Origin of the sequence: Acinetobacter sp. USHLN143, assembly GCF_037145695.1 — a bacterium.
GTDB lineage: Bacteria > Pseudomonadota > Gammaproteobacteria > Pseudomonadales > Moraxellaceae > Acinetobacter > Acinetobacter fasciculus.
Window position 1 is genome coordinate 38303 of record NZ_JBBCWZ010000012.1, and the last position, 21953, is coordinate 60255.

Consider the following 21953-nt stretch of genomic DNA (forward strand, 5'->3'; position numbering starts at 1 on the left):
TTTCATGACTTGGAAAATACACGCGATTACAGGCGACTTAACAGGACAGGAAATTAGCATTGACCGTGACATGCTGGTGGGGCGTCATCAGGCGGCAGATATCGTGTTACAGGCTGCGGAAATCTCCCGTAAACATGCGGCATTTTTACTAAAGGATGATGCGCTCTGGGTGCAGGATTTGGGTTCATCGAATGGCACTTTCGTCAATGATGTGCAGATTGCGCAAGAAACCTTATTAAAGCAGGATGACATTGTTCAGTTTGCCAGCTTGAAATTTTCAGTAATGGCGCCTGCGGCTGCAGTAGAGGTTCCAGCAGAAATTGAAGCAACGGCAGAAAAAGTCGTGGAACAGGTCGAAGTCGCTGAGCCTACACCTGCACAGCAAATGAATGATCAGGGAATGCCGGAACTGAAACATCGTGATGCTACGGTACAATTAACCCGTGATGGCATGCCAACCAATGTCGGTATTCCAAAACCGGCACCTATTCCGGAAGGCGTGGACATTAATGCGGTAAAACCAGAGCCTACCCCAATTCCGGTTGAGCAGCCTGTATCACGTGTAGAACAGGAAAAAGAAACCCAGAAAAATGTATCTGTAGGTTTGATTTCAGTGATTGTGCTGATTATTTTGGCAATTATGGCTTGGTTGTTGTTCAAATAAGCTGATGATTGGTTACAATCAAGGCATGCATAGCGCATGCCTTTTTTGTGGCTGCGCACATTATAAAAGAGGGTCGGGATGTCTATTGCACAATTAGAAAAGCGTGAACTGATCTTGTTTGATCTGGATGGTACCTTGGTGGATTCAGCACATGATCTGTATCGCGCCATGAATATGAGCCTGAATGTGCTGCAATTGCCTCTGGTAACTGAAGAGCAGGTACGGACCTGGATAGGTAAGGGCACGTCGATATTCTGTGAAAGTGTACTCCAGCATCTGGTGGGTGAAGTCACACCGGCACAGCATCAGGAACTCTTAACGACTTTTCTGGATATCTATAATGTCGATCCCTGCGTCGATACCGTTCCTTTTCCGGGAATCCTGAAATTTCTGGACTGGGCTAAAGCCCAAGGTAAAACCCTGATTTGTGTGACCAATAAGCCTGAACTTCCTGCCCGCAGTATCTTAGATACCTTGGATATGGCTCATTATTTTGCCGATACCATTGGTGGTGACCGTTTTACTGAACGTAAACCGCACCCACGCCAGTTGCTGCACTGTGTTGAACATTATGGCGTAAGTAAAGAACAGGTTTTGCTTATTGGAGATTCTTCCAATGATGTCGAAGCTGCGCGCCGCGCCGGGATTGATTGTGTTGTAGTCAGCTATGGCTATAATCATGGTGAAAATATTGCAGATTGTCAGCCACAGCAGATTGTGGATGATCTTAGAGAATTACTTGCCTAATACGCGTACTAAGGAAAGAAAATGAATAGTTGTAAGGTTTTTCGATGGCGTCGCTCAGTTCAATTCTATTTACATACTGAGTAACCCTAATTTAAAGAGAAAAACCGCATGACCACTCAAGCACAATTCCAGCAACTTGCTGCGCAAGGCTATAACCTCATTCCTGTTTATCGTCAGCGTCTGGCAGATACCGATACACCACTTTCTATTTTTGCTCGGCTTAAACAGCATCAGCAGGCTTATTTATTCGAGTCTGTAGAAGGTGGTGAGAACTGGGCACGCTATTCGATTATTGGACTAGGTGAATCCACGGTATTTTCCTGCAATGCAGGCGAGTTGACGGTACAGCACGCAGATGATTCGATTGAAAAGCAGCACTGTGCGGACCCATTTCAATATATTCGCGACTTTCAGGCGCAATTTAAGGTGCCAACCCAGGCAGAATTACCGGACCTACCGAGTTTTACTGGTGGATTAGTCGGTTACTTTGGTTATGACGCGGTGCGTTATATCGAACCGAAATTAAAAAATGTGCCGGAAGCGGATCCGGTCGGCTTGCCAGATATCTGGATGATGCTCTCTAAAACAGTGATTGTCTTTGATAACCTGAAAGATACCTTGTTCTTAATTGTACATGCGGATGCCACTGCCCCGGGTTCTTATGAAAAAGCACATGAACAATTAAATGAATTGGAAAATATTCTGGCCACGCCCATCAGCCTTAAAGCTGAAAAACATACGCCGCCACATTTTGAGTCCCTCACCGGACATGACAACTTCATTGCTTCGGTGGAAAAGGTCAAAGAGTATATTCGTGCTGGAGATGTAATGCAGGTCGTACCCGGGCACCGGATGGTGTCTGACTTCGACGGTGACCCGCTACAGGTGTATCGTGCGCTGCGTCATCTCAATCCATCGCCGTATTTGTTCCTGGTGCAAGGGCAGACCTTGGAAAATAACACGCCATTCCATATTGTCGGTTCCTCTCCTGAAATTCTGTCCCGTCTGGAAAATGGTATTGCCACAGTTCGTCCATTAGCGGGAACCCGTCCACGTGGCAAAACCAAAGAAGAAGATCTGGCACTTGAGCAGGACTTACTCTCTGACGAAAAAGAAATTGCTGAACATGTCATGCTGATTGATCTGGGACGTAATGATGTGGGACGCATTGCAAAAATTGGCAAAGTGCAGGTAACTGATCAAATGGTGATCGAACGTTATTCACATGTGATGCATATTGTCTCCAATGTGCAGGGTGAAGTACGTGATGATGTCGATGCTCTGGACGTTTTTAAGGCAACTTTCCCCGCAGGCACACTTTCAGGCGCGCCAAAAATCCGTGCCATGGAAATTATTGATGAAGTTGAGCCGGTAAAACGTGGAATTTTCGGTGGCGCTGTTGGTTATTTAGGCTGGCATGGCGAAATGGACATGTCGATTGCGATTCGTACCTGTGTCATTCGCGAAAATAAGGTCTATGTTCAGGCTGGAGCAGGGTTAGTTGCCGACTCAAATCCTGAATCTGAGTGGAATGAAACCCAAATAAAAGCTCGCGCAGTGATCAAAGCGGTTGAATTATCATCAAATGGTTTGATTTTATGAGTTTTTGAGGTTTTTTTTGAAAAAAACACTTGCAAGGATTCTGAGTTTTGCTAAACTGCACACCGTTCCGATACGAAACGTACGAAACACTAAGAAACGCCGGCATAGCTCAGTTGGTAGAGCAACTGACTTGTAATCAGTAGGTCCACAGTTCGAATCCGTGTGCCGGCACCATCTTAGAGGTTTGGTAGTGTGAAGTAATGAACAGCACTGATGTAAGTGTAAAAAATGGTGAGGTTCCCGAGCGGTCAAAGGGGGCGGACTGTAACTCCGCTACGAAAGTTTCGAAGGTTCGAATCCTTCCCTCACCACCAATTTTAAGACTTCAATAAGTGGTTTGTACCAACATCGTGCGGGAGTAGCTCAGTTGGTAGAGCGGTAGCCTTCCAAGCTACATGTCGCGAGTTCGACCCTCGTCTCCCGCTCCATTGAAGTACTAATATTTGCTCTTATAGCTCAGTGGTAGAGCACTCCCTTGGTAAGGGAGAGGTCTCGAGTTCAAATCTCGATAAGAGCTCCAGATTACAGTTTAGCAACTCTGTTGCAAAGAAATTCCAAAAGCAGGCTATTTAGTCTGCTTTTCAAGTATTTGGTGTTCGGTTTTTTTAAACGATATGTCGGAGCTGGGTTTTACTCAGAATTGTGTTCGACGTAAACGAGGAAGATTAACATGGCTAAGGCTAAGTTTGAACGTAATAAGCCACACGTTAACGTGGGCACAATTGGTCACGTTGACCATGGTAAAACAACTTTAACAGCTGCAATTGCAACTGTATGTGCGAAGAAATTCGGTGGCGAAGCGAAAGACTACGCTGCAATCGACTCTGCACCAGAAGAAAAAGCACGTGGTATTACAATTAATACTTCACACGTAGAATACGATTCTCCAACTCGTCACTACGCTCACGTAGACTGCCCGGGCCACGCCGATTATGTTAAAAACATGATTACTGGTGCTGCTCAGATGGATGGTGCGATCCTTGTATGTGCTGCGACTGATGGTCCTATGCCACAGACTCGTGAACACATCCTGCTTTCTCGTCAGGTAGGTGTACCTTACATCGTTGTATTCTTGAACAAATGCGACCTTGTAGACGACGAAGAGCTTCTTGAACTAGTTGAAATGGAAGTTCGTGAACTTCTTTCTACTTACGACTTCCCGGGTGATGACACTCCAGTGATCCGTGGTTCTGCTCTTCTTGCGCTTAACGGTGATGACAGCCAATACGGCGAGCCAGCTGTAGTTGCGCTTGTTGAAGCACTTGACTCTTACATTCCAGAGCCAGAGCGTGCAATTGACCTTCCATTCCTTATGCCAATTGAAGACGTATTCTCAATCTCTGGTCGTGGTACAGTAGTAACTGGCCGTGTTGAGACTGGTATCGTTAAAGTAGGTGAGTCTGTAGAAATCGTTGGTATCCGTGATACTCAAACTACTACAGTAACCGGTGTAGAAATGTTCCGTAAACTTCTTGACGAAGGTCGTGCGGGCGAGAACTGTGGTGTTCTTCTTCGTGGTACTAAGCGTGAAGACGTACAACGTGGTCAAGTATTGACTAAACCAGGTGCGATCAAGCCACACACTAAATTCGATGCGGAAGTATACGTACTTTCTAAAGAAGAAGGTGGTCGTCACACTCCATTCCTTAACGGTTACCGTCCACAGTTCTACTTCCGTACTACGGACGTAACTGGTGCGATCGCGCTTAAAGAAGGCGTGGAAATGGTTATGCCTGGTGACAACGTTGAGATGTCAGTAGAGCTAATCCACCCAATCGCAATGGACCCAGGTCTACGTTTTGCGATCCGTGAAGGCGGTCGTACAGTGGGTGCTGGTGTAGTTGCTAAAGTAACTGCATAATCATAGAATAAGACAAGCAGGTTGGAGCTTAGGCTCCAACTTGTTGTTTTGCAGGTCAGTAGTTCAATTGGTAGAGCGTCGGTCTCCAAAACCGAATGTTGGGGGTTCGAGTCCCTCCTGACCTGCCAAGTTTCTAAAAAGACGCTTGATGTCGGCAAAATTGGTCATATAATAAGTCGCGAAACCTACGACGAGTACAAAAATGTCGAATGAAAAATCACGCGACGCATTAGGCGAAGCGGCAATTCCTCAAAGAAATAATCCTGCAGTAGATGTAAGTTCTGGTTCTCCATTAGACATGGTTCTATGGGTTATCGCCTTGATTTTATTGGTTGGTGCAATGATGGTAAACCAATATTTACCAGCGTACTGGGCACCTGCGAATGATATTTGGGTGCGCGTTGGGGTGATTTTGGCTTGTATCGTTGCAGCATTCGGTTTATTATACGCCACCCATCAAGGCAAAGGCTTTATTCGTCTGCTGAAAGATGCACGAATTGAGTTGCGTCGAGTGACCTGGCCTACCAAGCAAGAGACGATGTCCACATCTTGGCAAGTTCTTGTTGTAGTCGTAATTGCATCCATCTTATTGTGGTGTTTTGACTATATTTTAGGCTGGTTAATGAAGTTTATTATCGGGTAAGAGAGCTATGAAACGTTGGTACATTATTCATGCCTATTCAGGTTATGAAAAACAAGTGATGCGTTCGCTTAATGATCGAATCCAGCGTAGCGCTGTTGCCGATAGCTTTGGTGAAGTCCTTGTTCCTACCGAAGAAGTGGTAGAAATGAAGGATGGCAAGAAGCGTAAATCAGAGCGTAAGTTCTTTCCTGGCTATGTCCTGGTCGAAATGGAAATGAACGATGATACTTGGCACATTGTTAAAGAATGTCCAAAAGTTTTAGGTTTTATTGGTGGTACGGCTGAAAAACCGGCACCGATTACGCAAAAAGAAGCAGATGCGATTCTTGCGCGTGTACGCAATACTGGCGAAGCACCTCGTCCTAAGACGATGTTTGAACCAGGCGAAGAATTACTCGTGGTTGACGGGCCATTCACCGACTTTAAAGGTGTGGTGGAAGAAGTTCAGTACGAAAAGTCGCGTTTAACGCTGACCATTAATGTATTTAACCGACCAACTCAAGTTGAATTGGAATTTCGTCAAGTCGAAAAATCAGTCTAATTTGTATGGGTTGAAAACGCCTGACTTATTTATAAGTCAGGCATTGTTGTTGTAACGGTATCGTTACTTGAAATCATTGGGGAGCCTTCACCGGCGTTTGCACCCAGAGGTAATTTGAAATGGCTAAGAAGATTGACGGCTATATCAAGCTGCAAGTTCCAGCTGGTAAAGCGAATCCATCTCCACCGATTGGTCCTGCACTAGGTCAACGTGGTGTGAACATCATGGCATTCTGTAAAGAATTCAATGCTGCGACACAAAAAGTTGAAGCTGGTCTGCCAATTCCAGTCGTGATCACTGTGTACAACGACAAGTCGTTCACATTCATCATGAAAACTCCACCTGCTGCTGTTCTTCTTAAGAAAGCTGCTGGTATCCAGAAGGGTTCAGCTGTACCTAACAAAACTAAAGTTGGTAAGTTGACTCGTGCTCAAATCGAAGAAATCGCGACTACTAAAGAACCAGATTTGACTGGTGCTGATTTAGACGCACGTGTACGTACCATTGCTGGTTCTGCGCGTTCTATGGGCTTGGAAGTGGAGCTTTAAGACATGGCTAAATTAACTAAACGTCAAAAAGCGATCGTAGCTGCTGTAGAAGCGCACAAAGTTTACACGCTAGAAGAAGCTGTTGCAGTTTTAGAGAGCCTTCCAGCTCCTAAATTCAAAGAATCTCTAGATATCGCGGTAAACCTAGGTGTTGATCCTCGTAAATCTGACCAAGTTGTTCGTGGCGCGACTACACTTCCTGCAGGTACTGGTAAAACTGTACGTGTAGCTGTATTCGCTCAAGGCGCTGCTGCTGAAGCTGCTAAAGCTAAAGGTGCAGACGTTGTTGGTTTCGATGATCTTGCTGAAAGCATCCAAGCGGGTAACCTTGACTTTGATGTAGTAATTGCTGCTCCAGATGCAATGCGCGTTGTAGGTAAACTTGGTACGATCCTTGGTCCACGTGGCTTAATGCCAAACCCTAAAGTGGGTACTGTAACTCCTGACGTTGCTACTGCAGTTAAAAATGCAAAAGCTGGTCAAGCACGTTACCGCGTAGACAAAGCTGGTATTATCCATGCTGCGATCGGTCAAGTAGGTTTTGAAGCTGCTGCTGTTCGTCAAAACGTTGAAGCACTTGTTGCTGACTTGAAACGTTTGAAACCTGCTACGTCTAAAGGCGTATACATTCAAAAGATCACTTTGAGCTCAACTATGGGTCCTGGTTTGATCGTTGATGTAGCAAACGTTTCTAAATAAGTCTCGACTTATTACAGAATTTTAAAGCCCTGAGTAAGTTTTAAAGCGCTGCTTTAAAACTTACGCAAGAAACGCTCCGTCGTATTTTGCAAACTTAGGCAAACTTTGAATTGATAAATGAAAATTTATCAGCGTCAAAGACCGCGGGCGAGGGGAGTTTTATGCTTCTCTCTTAATAGCCCAGCCTGCGTAGACGCGGTGGTGTGATTTGTTCATCCTCCGCGTGTGAGTCCAGTGATGGTCTTGCGAATTGGGAGTGTACTTCGCGTAAGTACATAAATCACCGTTAGGAGGTTTTACAATGGCTCTTCTTATCGAAGGCAAAAAACAGATCGTAGCTGAAGTAGCTGAAGTTGCTTCTACTGCATTTGCTGCTGTTGTTGCTGACTACCAAGGTTTGACTGTAGAGCAGTTAACTACTCTACGTGTTGAAGCGCGTAAACTTGGTGTTACTACACGTATCGTTCGTAACACTTTGGCTAAACGTGCTCTTCAAGATACTCAATTCAATATCTTGAACGACAACCTTGTTGGCCCAACAATCTTAGCTTTCTCGAATTCTGAAGACGACATGGGTGCTGCTGCACGTTTGTTCGAAGAATTCGCTAAAACTAATAAAGCATTTGAACTTAAAGCTGCTGCATTTGATGGCAAACTTTATCAAGGTGCAGAAGTTAGCGTAATCGCGAATCTTCCGAACCAAGAGAAAGCGCTTACTATGCTTGCAAACGTTCTTCAAGCTCCTATTTCGAAATTGGGCCGCTTACTTACAGCGCTTCAAGAGAAAAACGAGTCAGAAGCTGCTTAAGCTCAAACTTAAACACACATCATTCAATACCCATTTGGAGTTAATCTCATGGCTTTAACAAACGAAGAAATCCTAAACGCAGTTGCTGAAAAAACTGTTCTTGAACTTGTTGAACTTATCTCTGCTTTCGAAGAGAAATTCAATGTATCTGCTGCTGCTGTAGCTGTTGCTGCTGGTCCAGCTGCTGCTGCTGCTGAAGAACAAACTGAATTCAATGTTGAATTGACTTCTTTCGGCGCGAACAAAGTTGCTGTAATTAAAGCAGTTCGTGAAGCGACTGGCCTTGGCTTGAAAGAAGCTAAAGACATGGTTGAAGGCGCTCCTGCAGTTCTTAAAGAAGGCGTTTCTAAAGAAGAAGGCGAAGAGCTTAAGAAGAAACTTGAAGAAGCTGGTGCTACAGTTACTCTTAAGTAATTTCTTAAGGGAGCCGGTTTTTTTATAATCGGCTCCAAAAATTGGCTGATGGCTCTTGGGTCATCAGCCTTTTTGCGTTACAATAATCGGCTCGATTTTTGTTTGCATGATATAAAAATCATACAAATTGAAAATAAACATAATGAACAAACGTTTACCAATATTTTTCATTAAAAAATATTGATAAGCGTTTTAATACCACTAAAAATTGCAGCATTTGTAAAGAGTGGTGGCCATATCGGCCAGCGTAATTCCTTCTGAGCCCGTTCTGCAGGCGGGCTTGGTTTACACTTTCCGAGGACTCCAGATGGCATACTCATATACCGAAAAGAAACGGATCCGTAAGAATTTTGGTAAATTGCCTAGCGTCATGGATGCTCCGTACTTGCTCGCGATTCAAGTCGACTCGTACAGAACATTCTTACAAGATGGCAAATCACCAAAAAACCGCGAAGATATCGGTCTCCAAGCCGCATTTCGTTCAGTTTTTCCTATTGAAAGTTATTCTGGCAATGCTGCTTTAGAATTTGTTGAGTATAGTCTTGGTAAGCCTGAGTTTGATGTACGCGAATGTATTCTTCGTGGCTCAACTTATGCAGCACCAATGCGTGTAAAAATTCGTTTGATCCTGAAAGATCGTGAAACGAAGTCAATTAAAGACGTACGTGAACAAGAAGTCTATATGGGCGAAATGCCATTAATGACGGATAACGGTACCTTTGTGATTAACGGTACCGAGCGTGTGATCGTGTCACAATTACACCGTTCACCAGGCGTATTCTTTGACCACGATAAAGGCAAGACTCACTCAAGTGGTAAAGTCCTTTATTCAGCGCGTATCATTCCTTACCGTGGTTCATGGTTAGACTTTGAATTCGATGCCAAAGACCTCGTCTATGTACGTATTGACCGTCGTCGTAAATTGCTTGCGACTGTGGTGCTTCGTGCCTTGGGTTATAGCAACGAAAACATTCTCGACATGTTCTACGAGAAAGTACCTGTGTATCTTGACATGGGTAGCTACCAGATTGACCTGGTGCCTGAACGTCTGCGTGGCGAAATGGCACAATTTGACATCCTGGACAAGGATGGCAAGGCAATTGTTGAGCAAGGTAAACGTATCAATGCGCGTCATGTACGTCAAATGGAAGCTTCAGGTCTTGAAAAACTTGCAGTGCCTGATGAGTACCTGTATGAGCGTATCACTGCTGAAGACATCCCATTAAAAGATGGTGATGTGATTGCAGCCAATACTGTATTAAGCCATGAAATCATGGTGAAAATTGCAGAAGGCGGCGTGAAGCAGTTCAATATTCTGTTCACCAATGATATCGACCGCGGTTCATTCGTTGCAGATTCTCTACGTGCAGATACGACGAGCAATCGTGAAGAAGCATTGGTAGAAATCTACAAAGTGATGCGTCCGGGCGAACCACCAACAAAAGAAGCTGCTGAAAACTTATTCAACAACTTGTTCTTCTCTTCTGAACGCTATGACTTGTCTCCAGTCGGTCGTATGAAGTTCAACCGTCGTTTGGGTCGTCCTTACGAAGTCGGTACAGACCAGAAGTCACGTGAAGTTGAAGGCATTCTCTCGAACGAAGATATCACTGATGTATTAAAAACATTAGTTGAAATCCGTAACGGTAAAGGTGAAGTCGACGATATCGATCACTTGGGTAACCGTCGTGTTCGTTCTGTTGGTGAAATGACAGAAAACCAATTCCGTGTAGGTCTTGTACGTGTTGAACGTGCTGTTAAAGAACGTTTAAGCCAAGCTGAAACTGACAACCTGTCTCCGCAAGATTTGATCAATGCGAAGCCAGTAGCTGCTGCAATCAAAGAATTCTTTGGTTCAAGCCAGTTGTCTCAGTTTATGGACCAAAACAACCCGTTATCTGAGATTACGCACAAACGTCGTGTTTCTGCGCTTGGTCCCGGCGGTTTGACGCGTGAACGTGCAGGCTTTGAAGTACGTGACGTACATCAAACTCACTACGGTCGTGTATGTCCAATTGAAACACCGGAAGGTCCAAACATTGGTTTGATCAACTCGCTTTCTGTTTATGCGAAATGTAATAACTTCGGTTTCCTGGAAACCCCATACCGTAAGGTTGTTGATGGTCGTGTAACAGATGAAGTTGAATACCTGTCTGCGATTGAAGAAGTAGGCACTGTCATTGCACAGGCCGATTCTGCAATGGATAAAGACGGTAACTTAACAGAAGAGTTTGTATCTGTTCGTCATCAAGGTGACTTCGTACGTATTCCTCCTGAAAAAGTAACGCATATGGATGTATCTGCTCAGCAGGTCGTATCTGTAGCAGCGTCACTGATTCCATTCCTAGAACACGATGATGCCAACCGTGCATTAATGGGTTCGAACATGCAACGTCAGGCAGTTCCGACGTTGATCGCTGACAAGCCGCTTGTTGGTACCGGTATGGAAGCGAACGTAGCACATGACTCAGGTGTATGTGTGATCGCTCAGCGTGGTGGTCGTATCGAGTTTGTTGATGCGTCTCGTGTGGTTATTCGTGTGAATGAAGACGAAATGATCGCAGGTGAAGCAGGTGTAGATATCTACAACCTGATCAAATACACCCGTTCGAACCAGAACACTTGTATCAACCAGAAAGTTCTTGTGAACCTGGGCGATAAAGTAGGTCGTGGTGATGTACTGGCTGATGGTCCATCAACAGATGGCGGTGAGCTGGCATTGGGTCAAAACATGCGCGTTGCGTTTATGACCTGGAATGGTTACAACTACGAAGACTCGATCTTACTTTCTGAACGTGTACTTCAAGAAGACCGTTTAACGTCTATTCATATCCAGGAATTGTCATGTGTTGCACGTGATACCAAACTGGGTGCGGAAGAAATCACTGCTGATATTCCGAACGTAGGTGAAGCTGCTCTGTCTAAACTGGACGAGTCAGGTATCGTTTACATCGGTGCTGAAGTAACTGCTGGCGATATCCTTGTTGGTAAAGTAACCCCTAAAGGTGAAACACAGCTTACTCCGGAAGAAAAATTGCTACGTGCAATCTTCGGTGAAAAAGCGGCTGACGTAAAAGACTCATCTTTACGTGTTCCATCAGGTACTAAAGGTACTGTGATTGACGTTCAAGTGTTTACACGTGACGGTCTTGAAAAAGACGAACGTGCTCAAGCAATTGAAAAAGCGCAATTGGATGCATACCGTAAAGACTTGAAAGAAGAATTCAAAATCTTCGAAGAAGCTGCACGTGAACGTGTAATCCGCCTACTGAATGGCCAAGAGTCGAATGGTGGCGGTACAACTAAACGTGGCGACAAACTGTCTGAAGACGTGTTGTCTGGTTTAGAGCTTGTTGATCTTCTTGAAATTCAACCAGTTGACGAAGCAATTGCTGAACGTTTAACTCAAATTCAAGTGTTCTTGAAAGAGAAGAGCTTCGAAATTGATGAGAAATTTGCTGAGAAAAAACGCAAACTTTCTACAGGCGATGAACTGACGACTGGCGTATTGAAAGTAGTTAAAGTTTATCTTGCTGTGAAACGTCGCATCCAGCCTGGTGATAAGATGGCGGGTCGTCACGGTAACAAAGGTGTTGTATCAAACATCTTGCCAGTAGAAGACATGCCACATGATGCCAACGGTGTACCTGTTGATATCGTATTGAACCCGCTGGGCGTACCATCGCGTATGAACGTGGGTCAGATTCTTGAAACTCACTTGGGTATGGCGGCGAAAGGTCTTGGCGATCAAATCGACAAGATGATGAAAGAGCAACGTACTGTACTTGAGCTTCGTGATTTCCTAGACAAGATTTACAACAAAGTTGGTGGCGAGCAAGAAGATCTTGATAGCTTGACTGATGAAGAAATCTTGAAACTTTCTGGCAACTTGCGTGCTGGTGTACCTTTGGCTACTCCTGTATTCGATGGTGCTGAAGAAGGTCAGATCAAAGAGTTGTTACAACTTGCAGGCCTGTCTAGTACTGGTCAGACCGTATTATATGATGGTCGTACTGGTGAGCGTTTCGACCGTCCGGTAACTGTTGGTTACATGTACATGCTGAAACTGAACCACTTGGTGGATGACAAGATGCATGCGCGTTCAACTGGTTCTTACTCTCTAGTTACGCAACAGCCGCTTGGTGGTAAAGCACAATTCGGTGGTCAGCGTTTCGGTGAGATGGAAGTCTGGGCACTAGAAGCTTACGGTGCAGCATATACGCTACAAGAAATGCTGACTGTGAAATCGGATGACGTTGAAGGCCGTACCCGTATCTACAAGAACATTGTAGATGGCAACCATTATATGGACCCGGGCATGCCTGAATCGTTCAACGTATTGACCAAAGAGATCCGTTCTTTAGGTATCAACATTGAACTGAAAAATGGTGACTAAGAATCTCCATTAAATCTCCCCAAACCCCTCTTTGATAAAGAGGGGCTTCCCCCCTTAACAAAGGGGGATTGAGGGGGATTCTTGGGATTCCCAATTCAGTTAAAAAACAATATTTGTGACCCAGTTGTTGAGTGAAAATCTCCACAACACACGGAGAAAAAAATTGAAAGACTTGCTCGATATCATGCGCAAAAAGACGGATTCAGACGGTCATGCTCCAGTAGAGTTTGACCGCATCCGTATTGGTCTTGCGTCACCAGAAATGATTAAGTCATGGTCTCACGGTGAAGTTAAAAAGCCAGAAACCATTAACTATCGTACGTTCAAGCCTGAACGTGATGGTTTGTTCTGTGCCAAAATCTTTGGTCCAGTGAAAGATTACGAATGCTTGTGTGGTAAATACAAGCGTATGAAATACAAAGGCGTCATTTGTGAAAAATGTGGCGTTGAAGTAACAACTGCGAAAGTTCGTCGTGAACGTATGGGTCACATCGAGCTAGCATCTCCAGTTGCACACATCTGGTTCTTGAAATCATTGCCTAGCCGTATCGGTCTATTATTAGACATGACGCTACGTGATATTGAACGTGTATTGTATTTCGAATCTTATGTAGTGACCGATCCGGGTATGACTCCATTTGAGAAATACCAGCTTCTAAACGATGAAGAATACTTCAATGCATTAGAAGAACACGGTGATGAATTCACAGCGAAAATGGGTGCTGAAGCGGTTCAAGACTTGTTGAAAGACATCGATCTTGAAGCTGAAATTGCGCGTCTTCGTGAAGAAATTCCTGTTACAACTTCAGAAACCAAGCTGAAAAAAGCGTCTAAGCGTTTGAAGTTGATGGAAGCATTCAACGATTCGAACAACAAGCCAGAATGGATGGTGTTAACTGTACTTCCAGTTCTTCCACCAGATCTACGTCCGCTTGTACCACTTGAAGGTGGTCGTTTCGCGACTTCTGACCTGAACGATCTTTATCGTCGTGTGATCAACCGTAACAACCGTTTGAAGCGTCTTCTTGACCTTGCAGCGCCAGACATCATCGTACGTAACGAAAAACGTATGTTACAAGAGTCTGTAGATGCATTGCTGGATAACGGTCGTCGTGGTCGTGCAATTACCGGTTCGAACAAGCGTCCGCTTAAATCTTTGGCAGACATGATCAAAGGTAAGCAAGGTCGTTTCCGTCAAAACTTACTTGGTAAGCGTGTTGACTACTCTGGTCGTTCGGTAATTACTGTTGGTCCAAACCTGCGTTTGCATCAATGTGGTCTTCCGAAGAAAATGGCACTTGAACTGTTCAAGCCATTCATTTTCGCGAAACTACAAGCTTCTGGTCAAGCAACTACCATTAAAGCTGCGAAGAAAATGGTTGAGCGTGAAACCCCAGAAGTTTGGGACGTTCTTGCTCACGTGATTCGTCAACATCCAGTAATGTTGAACCGTGCGCCAACACTTCACCGTCTGGGTCTTCAAGCATTTGAACCGATCCTGATCGAAGGTAAAGCGATCCGTCTACACCCACTCGTATGTGCTGCGTTTAACGCCGACTTCGATGGTGACCAAATGGCGGTACACGTACCATTAACACTTGAAGCTCAGCTTGAAGCTCGTGCGTTAATGATGTCGACGAATAACATCTTGTCTCCAGCGAATGGTGAGCCAATCATCGTACCGTCTCAGGACGTTGTCTTGGGCTTGTATTACATCACGCGTGATGCAATCAATGCCAAAGGTGAAGGCATGGTGTTCGCGGATACTCACGAAGTAAACCGTGCACTGGCAACAGGTCAGGTTGATCTACACGCTCGCGTTAAAGCACGTGTACACCAGACTGTCATCGACGAAGACGGTAACCGTGAACAGCAAACCATTATTGTAGATACGACGCCTGGTCGCTGCCTGCTTTGGGAAGTTGTACCTGAAGGGATGGATTTCCAGCAAATTAACGTTGAGATGACCAAGAAAAACATCTCGAAGTTAATTAACTCTTGCTACCGTAAATTGGGTCTGAAAGATACTGTTATCTTCGCTGACCAATTGATGTACTTGGGCTTCCGTCAGGCGACGCGTTCAGGTGTATCTGTCGGTATGGAAGACATGGTTATTCCACCGCAAAAACAAGCAATTATTGGTAAAGCGGAAGCTGAAGTTCGTGAAATCGAACAACAGTTCGAACAAGGTTTCGTAACTGCCGGCGAACGTTATAACAAAGTGGTCGATATTTGGGCACGTACCAATGACCAGGTTGCTAAAGCGATGATGGACAACTTGTCTTTCACTACTGTGAAGAACAAACAGGGTGAAGACGAGAAGCAAAAATCATTCAACTCGATCTACATGATGTCTGACTCGGGTGCCCGTGGTTCGGCAGCTCAGATTCGTCAGTTGGCGGGTATGCGTGGTTTGATGGCGAAGCCGGATGGCTCGATCATTGAAACCCCAATTAAAGCGAACTTCCGTGAAGGTTTGACCGTACTTCAGTACTTCATCTCGACACACGGTGCGCGTAAAGGTTTGGCCGATACAGCACTGAAAACTGCGAACTCGGGTTACTTGACTCGTCGTTTGGTAGACGTTGCGCAGGACTTGGTTATTACCGAGCCAGATTGTGGTACTTATGACGGTCTGGTAATGACTCCGTTCATTCAAGGTGGCGATGTCATCGAAAACCTGGGTGCACGAGTATTGGGTCGTGTGGTTGCTGAAGATGTGAAACGTGTAGGTACAGACGAAGTTCTGCTTCCACGTAATACGTTAATTGACGAGAAACTGGCAACGTTTATCGAAAGCCAAGGTGTCGACGAAATTAAAGTACGTTCAGTCGTGAACTGTGCGTCTACCTTCGGTGTATGTGCGAAATGTTACGGTCGTGACCTAGCACGCGGTCACCAGGTGAACCCGGGTGAGTCTGTTGGTGTAATGGCAGCTCAATCGATTGGTGAGCCAGGTACACAGTTAACGATGCGTACCTTCCACGTCGGTGGTGCTGCGAGCCGAACTTCTGCTGCAAACAGTGTACAAGTTCGTAACCAAGGTACAGTACGTTTCCACAACGTGAAAACAGTACAACATGCCAAAGGTCATTTGGTGTCGACTTCACGTTCAGGTGAAATCGGTATTGCGGATGATTTAGGTCGTGAGCGCGAGCGCTATAAACTGCCTTACGGTGCGTCTATCTTGCTGAAAGATGGCGAAGCTGTAGAAGCAGGCGGTATTGTGGCGACTTGGGATCCGCATACACATCCATTGGTAACAGAAGTTGCTGGTAAAGTACGTTTCAGCCAGATTGCTGATGGCGTGACGGTTACTTCTAAAACTGATGATGCAACAGGTATGTCAACCATCGAAATCTTGCCAGTGACTTCACGTCCTGCGTCAGGTAAAGATTTGCGTCCTGCTGTTGTGTTGGATACCGTTGATGGTGGTGAACAGTTCTACTTCCTGCCACAGAACACGATTCTTTCTGTTCGCGATGGCGAAACGATTGGTGTCGGTGATGTCATCGGTCGTGTACCACAAGAAACTTCACGTACCCGTGATATTACCGGTGGTCTGCCGCGTGTAGCTGACTTGTTCGAAGCACGTAAGCCGAAAGAGCATGCAATCCTTGCAGAAGTGTCGGGTGTTGTAAGCTTTGGTAAAGAGACCAAAGGTAAGAACCGTCTGGTGATTACGCCGGATGATGGCTCTGAGATTTATGAAGAGCTGATTCCGAAATGGCGTACCATTAACGTGTTCGAAGGCGAACATGTGAACCGTGGTGAAACTATTTCTGATGGTCCACAGAACCCGCACGATATCTTACGTTTGAAAGGCGAAGTTGCGCTTACAAACTACATCGTGAACGAAGTTCAGGACGTATACCGTCTGCAAGGTGTAAAAATCAACGACAAGCATATTGAAGTCATCGTACGTCAAATGCTGCGTAAAGTTGATATCACTGATGGCGGCGATACCAGCTTCATCAAAGGCGAACAAGTGGATTACATCCGCGTTGTTCAAGAAAACCAAGCAGTTCTTGCACAAAACAAGTTCCCTGCGAAGTTTGAACGTCAATTGATGGGTATTACCAAAGCATCGCTTTCTACTGACTCGTTCATCTCTGCTGCATCGTTCCAGGAAACCACGCGTGTGTTAACTGAAGCGGCTGTAACAGGTAAAGAAGATGATTTACGCGGTTTGAAAGAGAATGTGGTTGTAGGTCGTCTGATCCCAGCGGGTACAGGTTTGGCTTACCACCTGGAGCGTCGTCGTCAAGAAGCAGAAGCTGCAGAATTTGAACTGCACAATGACTTCTCTGATGTAGACCAAGCTCTAAGTCAGGCATTTAACGAAGAATTCTAATTCGAGTTAAAGCTGAGAAAAGAGACGCCTTCGGGCGTCTTTTTTTGTCTGAAATTTATAAATAAGACATCTTGAACAGAAGAATAATCCATTGATATTTACAAAACTCAGCAGGAATACCGAGAGAAGTAACACGCTACAGATTTTAGTTTCATAAAATGAAGATAAGCTTAATTAAAGCAAGACAGGAAGGCCAAGGTCATGAAAAAATTAATGGGTGTTATGGCAGTTGCCACTCTTTCCACCTTTATGTTGGCGGGTTGTGAAAGTATGTCTGCCAATGAGCAACGGATCGGTGCTGCGGCCCTTGGTGGTGCAGTCGGTGGTGGTGTTGGTAATAAAGTCGGCGGTGGCGTTGGTGCAGCTGTTGGTGGTGGTGCCGGTGCGGCAGCGGGTAGTAAATCCCAAGGCGGTTCAAATCGTAATGCGACCTATAGTGGTGTAGGTGGTGCTGTTGGTTCAGCAGTCGGTAAAAGCATCTTCGGTGGTAACGCGGGTGCTGCAATTGGTGGTGCAATCGGTGGTGGTGCCGGTGCTGCGATTGAACAGGATAACCGTCGTCGTTAAGTCGAAAGTCATTTCAGATTTAGCTAGATTTAAAAGCGCCAATGTGGCGCTTTTATCTTATTTAGGAGCGTTAATTTTCCCTTTGCTCTGTTTCCGCCGGATATATACCGTTTTTTCTACTTCGGCAATTCTGAACCCGGCTTCATCATAAATATTCAGCTGATAATGCCGATACACTGGCGCGTTGTCAGTCGCCAGATTGATAATCGTGGCAATTTCTTCAGCAGAAATCCGAATGTCTGCTACCACTGTACCGCGACCCGGTGCCAAAAACTGAATGCTGGCGCCTTTATCCCAGACCAGGTATTTCGGCCCCAAATGATGCATCAGCAATAACATATAAAAGGGATCGACCATTGAATACAGGCTGCCACCAAAATGCACACCGACAATATTCTGGTTCTTACGGGTCAGCGGCATTTTGACCCGAACGTGATAATTATTAAAATCAATCTTATCAATTTCAATGCCTGCACCACGATAAGGGGCATAGCGGTTCAGAATAAATTTTGAAACCAGAGGCAGTTTTTGAATTTTCTGGAATAGGCTCATACTGACATTCTTTTTGCGGCTGTGATTATGCATACTAGAGCAACAAAAATGCGCTGGCATTGATCAATCATGCCGATTTATAAACTAAGTGGTCAATAACAAAAACAGGATCAAAAGATGGAAATGCACATGCAATGGGTCGATACCACGGATCAGCAGCGTCTTTGTGTCAAAACTTATGGACAATCCGAACAACCGGCATTGGTGCTGGTTCACGGCTATCCCGATCATCAGGCAGTTTGGGAGCCAGCCATTGCTCATTTGAGTCAGGATTACTTTGTTGTGACTTATGATGTCCGTGGCGCAGGTGAGTCCAGTATTCCCAAAAAAATCTCCGATTACCGCTTGGCCCGTTTAAGTCAGGATCTGGAAGAGGTGGTGAACGAAATATTGCCGAATCGTGCTTTTCATCTGGCCGCGCATGACTGGGGTTCAATTCAGTCCTGGGAATCCGTCACCGGTCCACGCTTTAAAGTACGAATTCTGTCTTATAGCACCTTGTCTGGGCCATGTCTGGATCATGCCGCTTTCTGGATGCGTGAACAGTTCCAGCAAAACAAAGCAAAATTCTTAAAGCAAATGAGTAAGTCTTGGTATATCGCGATGTTTCAGTTGCCTTTAGTGGCGCCATTGGCCTGGAATTTTTTTAATCCGCAGCGTTGGGCCAAGATCGTGCAGCAAATAGAAAGACGGGATGATCTGCCACTCAACCCGCATATTGTCAAAGATGGAAAATATGGTGTGAACCTGTATCGGGCCAATTTTTTGCCACGTTTGACTCAACCACGGCAGCGTTTCGCCATCTGTCCGGTACAGGCGATTGTGCTGAAATATGACCAGTTTGTCGGGCCAGATCTGGTTGATGAAATGTCAAAATGGGTGGATGATTTCTCGAAAGTAGAACTGGCTGCCAATCACTGGGCGATCCTGAGTCAACCGGAGCAAGTGGCTCAATTGATTGATGAGTTTATTCAGCGTAAATCTGCTGACATTCATTGACAGGCCACTCCGCGAAACATGACCCGACCAGAAAAAAGTGGCGGAATTTTTATCCGTATTTTCTGATAAAATAGCCGCTTTCTCTCTATTCCGATTCATTATGTTCGCAATTCTTGCTGCTATTGGAGTCATGTTCGGACTCTCGTTGGCACGTGTACCTGTGGTTTTTGCCCTGGTCATTGGTGCTGTTACAGGTGGTTTATTGGCAGGTCTAGGCCTGCAGGGAACCTTGGACGCGTTTAACAATGGCTTGGGTGGTGGTGCTAAAATTGCCTTGGCTTATGGTATTTTAGGTGCATTTGCTTTGGCTCTGGCACGTTCGGGTTTACCGGATTTACTAGCCTATAAAATGATCAGTACCTTAAAAGGTGAGGCCGATTTTAAAGCGCAAAACCGGGTGAAATATCTGATCTTTTTCACAGTCGCCATTGCTGCCGTGTTCTCGCAGAACGTTATTCCCGTGCATATTGCCTTTATTCCGGTACTGATTCCGCCACTATTGGCTGTATTTAACCACTTAAAGCTCGACCGTCGTTTGATTGCCTGTTTGCTGACCTTTGGTCTGGTAGGCACCTATATGCTGATTCCGGTCGGTTTTGGTGCCATCTTCCTGAATGACATTCTGGGTCATAACATCAATACCTTTGGTAAACCATACGGATTTGAAATTAGCTATGACCAGATTCCATCTGCGATGGCAATTCCAGTATTCGGGATGTTTGTAGGCTTATTGGTGGCGATCTTTATTAGCTATCGCAAACCACGTCAATATCAAGATATTCATGTCCAGGAACAGCAAAGTATTTCTGCTGAATTGGGTGTGGCTGAGCAGGTTAAACCGCAGATTGCCAAATTTACCATCTGGATGGCAGGTCTTGCAGTTATTGCCACATTGGCGGTACAGCTTTATTCAGATTCGATGATTCTGGCCGGTCTGGTCGGTGTCGCGATCCTGAGTTGTGCCGGCATTTTCAAATGGAAAGAAGCCGATGATGTGATCATTACTGGTATGCGCATGATGGCGCTGGTTGGCTTTATCATGATTGCAGCACAAGGCTTTGCCGCGGTGATTGAAGCGACTAATCAGGTACCAACCTTGGTTGAAGCATCAGTGAACTGGATTGGTGATAGTCAGGCACTGGCCGCATTTCTGATGCTGTTGATTGGTTTGCTAATTACCCTAGGCATTGGTTCGTCTTTCTCAACCATTCCCATTCTAGCGATTATTTATGTACCGCTGTGTATCCAGTTCGGTTTTAGCCCTGCGGCGACCATTGCGATTATCGGAACTGCAGCAGCTTTGGGTGATGCCGGTTCTCCAGCTTCGGATTCAACTTTAGGCCCAACTTCTGGTCTGAATATGGATGGTCAGCATGATCATATGAAGGATAGTGTGATTCCAACCTTCATTCACTTTAATATTCCGTTAATGATTTTTGGCTGGATTGCAGCCATGGTTCTGTAAGTCAATTTCAATCTGCTCTGATATCTATTGGAGCAGATTCATCTGGATTTAAAATAAATAATAAGATGTATTTAAAATATATGTTTAAATAAAAATTAATATAAACCTGATTATTTTACTCTGAATAAAGCCATATTTATCTGATTAATATACTTGGTATTTAAAACCAATCAATTCAGTAAATTTAAAATAAATAATTTTTTAAATCAATATTTTAAATAATAATTTAAAATTAGTTTTATAATCCTTATTGCATATTATTTTCCCTCGTGTTTATTATTAATTAAGATTTATTTTCTTAATAATTATTCTTCCTGTGGGGTATTTTAAAATGTTAAAGCAAGCTGCTCTAATTGCATTAATGGGTCTTTCTGCATCTGCGATGGCAGGTCAATGGCAGGTGAAAGTTGGTGCCAGTTCTTTAGCACCATCAAGTGACACTGAAATTGCACCAGGTTTAGTCGTAGAAGCGGATCAAGAATATGGTTTTACGCCATCGGTTGAATACTTTTTTAATGACAATATCTCTGCAGAACTTTTATTAGCTACGCCATTTAATCACGACATTTCTGCTCAGGGTCTAGGGAAAATTGCCAAGATTAAGCATCTTCCACCCACAATTACCGCTAAATATAACTTTAAAAATGCAACACGTTTTACGCCATATATTGGTGTAGGTGGCACAGCTTTTATTGCTTGGGATGAAGAAGGTCTGGCTAAAGATGTGAAAGAGGAATTTGGTTTGGCAGGTCAGGTTGGCTTTAATTATCAGCCAGCCGATGCCAAAAACTGGGGAGTATTTGCTGACGTGCGCTATGCAGATTTGAGTCCTGAAGTGACTTTAGATGATGCTGATAATACTAAATTCGACTTGAATATTGATCCTTGGGTTTACACGATCGGTTATAGCTACAAGTTCTAAATTCTAGTCTTGCTTAATAAAAAAGCCTCATCTTGAATGAGGCTTTTTTTTTCAAAATAATGTCCCGTCCTGAAATAAGTTTACACCTTAAGAGACTTATTTTATGGAACATAAACGAGAACAACGAGTTAAACGTACACAACGTGACTATAGCTTTGCCTTTAAAATGAT

Annotated in this window: 17 protein-coding genes and 5 tRNA genes; 21 read left to right on the forward strand and 1 reads right to left on the reverse strand. The window is 44.6% G+C overall.

The annotated features are described in order from the left end of the window. Nucleotides 1-4 precede the first annotated feature (4 nt). The 18 genes from WFH18_RS05415 to WFH18_RS05500 all read left to right on the forward strand — a co-directional run bounded on the left by WFH18_RS05415 (nt 5) and on the right by WFH18_RS05500 (nt 17844). On the forward strand, nt 5-664 hold the full coding sequence (locus WFH18_RS05415; protein WP_004729299.1) for an FHA domain-containing protein: 660 nt from the start codon (nt 5-7) through the stop codon (nt 662-664). Between the two features lie 78 nt (nt 665-742). Then, nucleotides 743-1411, forward strand: a complete 669-nt coding sequence (locus WFH18_RS05420) for a phosphoglycolate phosphatase (RefSeq protein ID WP_005102820.1) — start codon at nt 743-745, stop codon at nt 1409-1411. A gap of 108 nt (nt 1412-1519) precedes the next feature. Continuing rightward, the gene (gene trpE / locus WFH18_RS05425) at nt 1520-3013 is read left to right on the forward strand and encodes an anthranilate synthase component I (RefSeq protein WP_005102822.1); all 1494 of its coding nucleotides are present in this window, start codon (nt 1520-1522) and stop codon (nt 3011-3013) included. 98 nt (nt 3014-3111) lie between these two features. Further along, nucleotides 3112-3187 (forward strand) — tRNA-Thr (locus tag WFH18_RS05430). Between the two features lie 56 nt (nt 3188-3243). Continuing rightward, nucleotides 3244-3327, forward strand: a tRNA-Tyr gene (locus WFH18_RS05435). A gap of 38 nt (nt 3328-3365) precedes the next feature. Continuing rightward, nucleotides 3366-3441: transfer RNA gene (locus tag WFH18_RS05440), tRNA-Gly, on the forward strand. Nucleotides 3442-3458: 17 nt separating this feature from the next. Continuing rightward, nucleotides 3459-3533 (forward strand) — tRNA-Thr (locus WFH18_RS05445). Nucleotides 3534-3683: 150 nt separating this feature from the next. Next, the gene (gene tuf, locus WFH18_RS05450) at nt 3684-4874 is read left to right on the forward strand and encodes an elongation factor Tu (RefSeq protein ID WP_004646112.1); all 1191 of its coding nucleotides are present in this window, start codon (nt 3684-3686) and stop codon (nt 4872-4874) included. 52 nt (nt 4875-4926) lie between these two features. After that, nucleotides 4927-5002, forward strand: a tRNA-Trp gene (locus WFH18_RS05455). A gap of 74 nt (nt 5003-5076) precedes the next feature. Continuing rightward, complete coding sequence (secE, locus tag WFH18_RS05460; protein WP_004278617.1) at nt 5077-5517, forward strand: preprotein translocase subunit SecE; 441 nt, start codon at nt 5077-5079, stop codon at nt 5515-5517. 7 nt (nt 5518-5524) lie between these two features. Beyond that, nucleotides 5525-6058 (forward strand): transcription termination/antitermination protein NusG, encoded by a 534-nt coding sequence (gene nusG, locus WFH18_RS05465; RefSeq protein ID WP_004278615.1) that lies wholly within the window; start codon nt 5525-5527, stop codon nt 6056-6058. Nucleotides 6059-6177: 119 nt separating this feature from the next. Continuing rightward, nucleotides 6178-6606: a 50S ribosomal protein L11 gene (rplK, locus tag WFH18_RS05470; protein WP_004278614.1), complete on the forward strand. Its 429-nt coding sequence runs from the start codon at nt 6178-6180 to the stop codon at nt 6604-6606. Nucleotides 6607-6609: 3 nt separating this feature from the next. After that, on the forward strand, nt 6610-7305 hold the full coding sequence (gene rplA / locus WFH18_RS05475; RefSeq protein ID WP_336754661.1) for a 50S ribosomal protein L1: 696 nt from the start codon (nt 6610-6612) through the stop codon (nt 7303-7305). Nucleotides 7306-7606: 301 nt separating this feature from the next. Then, entirely contained in the window at nt 7607-8113 is a 507-nt protein-coding gene (gene rplJ / locus WFH18_RS05480) for a 50S ribosomal protein L10 (protein ID WP_004278612.1), read from the forward strand. Between the two features lie 48 nt (nt 8114-8161). After that, nucleotides 8162-8527: a 50S ribosomal protein L7/L12 gene (rplL, locus tag WFH18_RS05485; RefSeq protein WP_004278611.1), complete on the forward strand. Its 366-nt coding sequence runs from the start codon at nt 8162-8164 to the stop codon at nt 8525-8527. Between the two features lie 307 nt (nt 8528-8834). Beyond that, nucleotides 8835-12923: a DNA-directed RNA polymerase subunit beta gene (gene rpoB / locus WFH18_RS05490; RefSeq protein ID WP_005102827.1), complete on the forward strand. Its 4089-nt coding sequence runs from the start codon at nt 8835-8837 to the stop codon at nt 12921-12923. Nucleotides 12924-13086: 163 nt separating this feature from the next. Further along, a complete protein-coding gene (gene rpoC / locus WFH18_RS05495; RefSeq protein WP_004278609.1) occupies nt 13087-17277 on the forward strand; it encodes a DNA-directed RNA polymerase subunit beta' in 4191 nt (1396 codons plus the stop codon). Nucleotides 17278-17478: 201 nt separating this feature from the next. Next, nucleotides 17479-17844 carry a hypothetical protein gene (locus tag WFH18_RS05500; RefSeq protein ID WP_005102830.1) on the forward strand — a complete coding sequence of 122 codons (366 nt, stop codon included), beginning with the start codon at nt 17479-17481 and terminating at the stop codon, nt 17842-17844. 57 nt (nt 17845-17901) lie between these two features. On the opposite strand, the gene WFH18_RS05505 is transcribed toward WFH18_RS05500, so the two are convergent. Beyond that, on the reverse strand, nt 17902-18396 hold the full coding sequence (locus WFH18_RS05505; protein WP_211100803.1) for a DUF4442 domain-containing protein: 495 nt from the start codon (nt 18394-18396) through the stop codon (nt 17902-17904). Nucleotides 18397-18513: 117 nt separating this feature from the next. Here WFH18_RS05505 and WFH18_RS05510 point away from each other — a divergent pair, with 117 nt between their 5' ends. From WFH18_RS05510 to WFH18_RS05520, 3 genes are all read left to right on the forward strand, one after another. Beyond that, nucleotides 18514-19395, forward strand: coding sequence for an alpha/beta fold hydrolase (locus WFH18_RS05510; protein WP_005102840.1), 882 nt, complete (start codon nt 18514-18516; stop codon nt 19393-19395). A gap of 100 nt (nt 19396-19495) precedes the next feature. Continuing rightward, complete coding sequence (locus tag WFH18_RS05515) at nt 19496-20860, forward strand: Na+/H+ antiporter family protein (protein ID WP_004278603.1); 1365 nt, start codon at nt 19496-19498, stop codon at nt 20858-20860. 331 nt (nt 20861-21191) lie between these two features. Continuing rightward, nucleotides 21192-21782, forward strand: coding sequence for an OmpW/AlkL family protein (locus tag WFH18_RS05520; RefSeq protein WP_005108067.1), 591 nt, complete (start codon nt 21192-21194; stop codon nt 21780-21782). Nucleotides 21783-21953: the final 171 nt, after the last annotated feature.